This is a genomic window from Aphanothece microscopica RSMan92, assembly GCF_046613545.2.
Lineage (GTDB): Bacteria > Cyanobacteriota > Cyanobacteriia > PCC-6307 > Cyanobiaceae > NIES-981.
The window spans coordinates 1-517 of sequence record NZ_JBKKKY020000428.1 but is presented as its reverse complement, the minus strand read 5'-3'; the positions used below and the strand labels follow the sequence as shown (position 1 = coordinate 517).

Here is a 517-nt window from a genome sequence, read left to right as displayed (position 1 = left end):
ACCAGGAGTCGCAGAGCGCTCCAAAGCGGCAACCACCCCCTCGTCAGGCTGCATCAACAACTGAGGCCTGGCAAGCCTTGGCGACTTGACAGCGGTTAGGAACTCAACGGCCGCGCCTACGTCTCCAGGGCGTTCGCCAAGGCCTGCCGCATCCTGGGGCTCCGGCACATCCGCACCAGGCCCTACACGCCCAGAACCAACGGCAAGGCGGAGCAATTCATTCAGACCCTCTGCCGGGAGTGGGCCTACGCCATGGCCTTCCAGAACTCCGAGGAACGGAACCGCTGGCTGCCCCGCTTCCTGGCGATCTATAACCGGCTCAGGAAGCACTCAGCCCTCGGCTGGCGCTCACCTCAGCAGCGGCTCATCGAGCTGCTGCGCTGACGAACCTGGTGAGAAACAACACCTAGGAGCCTGTCGCACGTTGCGCCGAGGGCAGAGCGCCAGCATTGAGCGCTGGCGATGTCGGAATGCCCGCCCACGGCCCTGGCGACATCAACCACGCCCTCAACCTGTT

General features: G+C 64.6%; 1 protein-coding gene. It reads left to right on the top strand.

Annotated elements, in window-relative coordinates; all coding sequences use genetic code 11:
* Nucleotides 1–150 precede the first annotated feature (150 nt).
* Nucleotides 151–384 (top strand): integrase core domain-containing protein, encoded by a 234-nt coding sequence (locus ACLD7X_RS18375; RefSeq protein ID WP_411425125.1) that lies wholly within the window; start codon nt 151–153, stop codon nt 382–384.
* Nucleotides 385–517 lie beyond the last annotated feature (133 nt).